At 76.5% G+C, this 4209-nt stretch carries 1 protein-coding gene and 1 pseudogene; one reads left to right on the top strand and one right to left on the bottom strand.

Annotated features, from left to right (window positions below; genetic code table 11):
* Positions 1 to 2155 (top strand): annotated as a pseudogene (locus FNQ90_RS14440) (hypothetical protein); the annotation flags it as partial.
* Between the two features lie 159 nt (positions 2156 to 2314).
* Here FNQ90_RS14440 and FNQ90_RS14435 read toward each other — a convergent pair.
* Positions 2315 to 3982 carry a long-chain fatty acid--CoA ligase gene (locus tag FNQ90_RS14435; protein ID WP_182606759.1) on the bottom strand — a complete coding sequence of 556 codons (1668 nt, stop codon included), beginning with the start codon at positions 3980 to 3982 and terminating at the stop codon, positions 2315 to 2317.
* Positions 3983 to 4209: the final 227 nt, after the last annotated feature.

Here is a 4209-nt window from a genome sequence, read left to right as displayed (position 1 = left end):
ATCCCGGCCCGAACTCCCGGCGGCCGGGGGCCCCGGCGGGGAGCCCGCGCAGCCGTCGCTGCCCGCGCCGCGTCGGGAGCCGGGCGCGCCGGTGCCGGTCGCCGGCCCGCACCCGGTGCCGCAGCACGTTCCCCATCAGGTGCCGCACCAGGTGCCGCGTCCGGTGCCCGCGCACGAGGTGCCACAGCCCGCCCCACCGGCCACGATGCCGCCGGCGATGCCGGTGCTGCCCCAGCAGTCGGGGCCACAGCAGTCGGGGCCACAGCAGCGGCCCGCGCCCGCCGACGCGGAGACCGCCGGTGCCGCGGCGCCCGCCACGACCCCCACCGGAAGGCGTCGCCGCGCGCCCGCCGACGAGGCGGGCGGCACGCCGCCGGGCGGGGTGCCGGTGGAGCCGGACCACGGTCCCGGGGGCGGTCGCCGTCGCCGGGCCGGCGCGCCGGCCGAGGAGGTCGCGGAGGGCGGCGAGCCGGCCGGGGAGTCCCCCACCGGGCGACGCCGGCGCGCGGCCGAGGCGGCCGCGGCGGCGGCCGCCGGGCAGCAGGGCCCCCGGGAGCCGATCGCCCTGGGCGGCCCGGAGTCGGAGCCCCCGGAGGCCGGGGCGGGCGCCGCGCCGGCCGCGGAGCCGGAACCGGCGGGTCGGGGCACCGGGGAGGCGCCGGAGCAGGGACCCGGGGGAGCGCCCGGGTCGGCCGGGGAGACCTCCCCGGCGGTCGCCGAGGAGCCGGAGCACCGGCCGGAACCGGAGCCGGAGCCGGGGGCGCCGTCGACGCCACAGCCCGAGCCGCACCCGGAGGAGTCCGAGGGGCCGCCGCCGGTCGAGCACACCGTGGTGGCCGCCAGCCCCATCCTGAGCGGGTCGATGCCGCGCGAGGAGGTGCGTCGGCCGCAGCCGGCGCTGCCGATGCCCGGAACGGAGCGGGCCTCCCGCCCCGAGGGGCGTCCCGGGGTGAACGTCCGCACGCTGGGGCAGGGGATACCGGTCGCCCAGGTGAACCAGTTGGCGGAGCAGCGCGCGGCGGAACGGCCCGGTCCGGGCGCCCCGGTGGGTCCGGCCCCCGCGCCGCCGATCGGTCCGGCGCAGAGCAGCGCGCCGGGGCGGCGGCGGAAGCTGGCCGCGCCGCCGGGTGACGACGGCCGGGCCGAGGGCGCGCCCGCGTCCGGGCCCGGTGGGCCGACCCGACCGGGCCCGTCCGGTCCCGGTCCGGTGCCGCCGGGCCCGACGCCCGGCGGTCCGCCGCGGCGGCCGATCACCCCGCCCCACCGGGTCGGGGGGGCCGGCGAGTCGCCGGGGCGGCAGTTCGCCATCGGGGCTCCGGCGGCCGGTGCCGAGGAGGGCCCGGAGCCGTTGGACGGCCCGAACGGCGCGATCGAGGTGACCGACGGTCACGGGCTGCCGGCTCCCGTCCCGATGCCGACGGACGAGGAGTTGCCGCCGGAGCCGTTGGACAACCCGCGTCGGCTGCTGGTGTGGCCGGAGCCGGACGTCTCCACCCAGCAGGCGCTCACCGACCGCGGGTACCGGCCGGTGCTGGTGCAGTCCCGCGAGGAGGTCGACGCGCAGATCGCGGCCTATCCGGCGGCGCTGTTCGTGGACCCCCTGACCGGACCGATCACCCGGACGGCCCTGCAGTCGCTGCGGCAGGCCGCGGTGTCGGCGGAGGTTCCGGTGCTGGTCACGGCCGGTCTGGGACAGGCGGGTCGGGAGGCGGCGTACGGGGCCGACCCGGCGGTGCTGTTGAAGGCGTTGGCGCCCCGGGACAGCGAGCAGCACCCGCCCCGGGTGCTGCTGGTGGAGGAGAGCCCGGAGATCGCCACCGCGTTGACGGCGTCGCTGGAGCGGCGCGGCATGCAGGTCGAGCACGCCGCCACGGACGCCTCGGCGGTGGAGTCGGCGAGCCGGGTGCGGCCGAACCTGGTGGTGATGGACCTGCACCGGATGCAGCGCGGCCGGGCGGGGATCGTGGACTGGTTGCGGGTCAACGGTCTGCTGAACCGCACCCCGTTCGTGGTGTACACCACGGAGGGGTTGGATCCGGCGGGGCTGCCGTTGCTGGCCTCGGGCGAGGCGGTGCTGTTCCTGGCGGAGCGCTCCACCAGCGCGGAGGTGCAGGAGCGGATCGTCGACCTGTTGGCGCGCATCGGCGCGCGGTGACGGGCGCGCGGTGACGGACGTGTCGTGACGGGCGCGCCGTGAGTCGACGCGCCGCGACGCCGGTGCCCGGGGCCGGGTACCGGCGTCGCGGCGTTCGGGTGGCGTCCGTGGCCTCGGCGGTGTCCGTGGCGTCCGTGGCCCGGCAACGCGCGGGCCGGGTCAGTCCGCCGTCGGGGCGGTGACGTCGGTGACCTGCAGGCCGCCCTCCGCGTAGCGGGCCCGCAGCACCTTCTTGTCGAACTTGCCGACGCTGGTCTTGGGAACCTCGGTGATCACGCTCCAGCGCTCGGGCAGTTGCCACTTGGCGACCTGTCCGGCGAGGAACTCCCGCAGCTCCGCGAAGCCGGTGGTCGAGCCCTCGCGCAGCACGACGGTGGCCAGGGGCCGCTCGCCCCAGCGCTCGTCGGGCACCGCCACCACGGCGGCCTCCAGCACGTCGGGGTGGGCCATGAGCCGGTTCTCCAACTCCACGGAGGAGATCCACTCCCCACCCGACTTGATGACGTCCTTCGCACGGTCGGTGAGGCTCAGGTAGCCGTCGGGGGTGATGGTCCCGACGTCGCCGGTGCGCAACCAGCCATCGGGGGCGAACTTGTCCTCCGGGCGGACGGCCTCGGCGCCGGGGCCGCCGTAGTAGGCGCCGGCGATCCAGTTGCCGCGCACCTCCAACTCGCCCGCCGAGGTGCCGTCCCACGGCTGTTCGGTGCCGTCGGGGCCGACGAGGCGGGCCTCGACCGAGCAGGGGAAGCGCCCCTGGGTGATCCGGTAGGGCCAGGCCGCCTCCGGGTCGAGGCCGGCCGGCGGGTGGGCGACGGTGCCCAGCGGGGAGGTCTCGGTCATGCCCCAGGCGTGCACGACCCGCACGTCGTGCTTCTCCTCGAAGTCCTTCATCAGGGAGGGCGGACAGGCGGAGCCGCCGATGGTGACCGACTTCAGACAGGAGATGTCGCGCGGCTTCTCCGCCAGCTCCAGCAGCAGGCCCTGCCAGATGGTGGGGACGGCGGCGGCGTAGGTGGGGCGCTCGGTCTCGATCATCTCGGCGAGCGGGGCGGGCTGCAGGAAGCGGTCGGGCATCAGGAGGTTGATGCCGGTCATGAACGCGGCGTGCGGCAGGCCCCACGCGTTGACGTGGAACATGGGCACCACCGGCAGACAGGTGTCGGCGTCGGTCAGGCCCATCGCCTCGGCGGTGTTGACCTGGAGGCAGTGCAGGTAGATCGAGCGGTGGGAGTAGGCCACGCCCTTGGGGTCGCCGGTGGTGCCGGAGGTGTAGCACAGGGCCGCGGGGGTCCGCTCGTCGAGTTCGGGCCAGGCGTAGGTGCCGGGACGGTCCACCAGCAGTGCCTCGTACTCGTGCACCTCGGGGCGGCAGCCCTCCAGGGCGGAGGTGTCGCCCGGGCCCACGACCACGACGTGCTCGACGGTGGTGAGGGCGGGCAGCAGGGGCGCCAGGAGCGGCAGCAGGGTTCCGTTGACGAGGATCACCCGGTCCTCGGCGTGGTTGATCACCCAGGCCAGCTGCTTCGGGGGCAGCCGGAGGTTGAGGGTGTGCAGCACGGCCCCCATGGAGGGGATCGCGAGGTACGCCTCGAGGTGTTCGCCGTTGTTCCACATCAGGGTGCCGACGCGGTCCTCCGGGCGGACGCCGAGGGCATCGCGCAGGGCATGGGCCAGACGGGCGGAGCGCTCGCCGATCTCGGCGTAGGTGCGTCGGTCGGGCGGGCCGTCACCGGTCCAGGTGGTGACCACGGATTTTCCGTGGATGGTGGAGCCGTGCCGCAGGATGCGGCTCACGAGCAGCGGAACGTCCTGCATGGTGCTGTACACCGGGCCTCCCACGGGTGCGCGCCGTTACGCGAGGATGGTTCCCGTGATTGTGCTGGCATACCAAGCGGTATGTCACTACCCCGTGGGGACCTTTTCGCGCGGACGCGTACGGCCCGGAAGCGGGGGGCGAGGTGTCCACCGGCGGGCCGCAGCGCTCTCCCGGGGCCGTCGACGGGCGACGCGCCGGCCGCCCGGAACCGGTCGACGGGCCGGGGCGGGGGCGGTGG

It is taken from the genome of Streptomyces alkaliphilus (genome assembly GCF_014141535.1).
GTDB classification, from domain to species: domain Bacteria; phylum Actinomycetota; class Actinomycetes; order Streptomycetales; family Streptomycetaceae; genus Streptomyces; species Streptomyces alkaliphilus.
The sequence above is the reverse complement of the archived record's forward strand: the minus strand, read 5'-3'. Positions and strand labels throughout refer to the sequence as shown.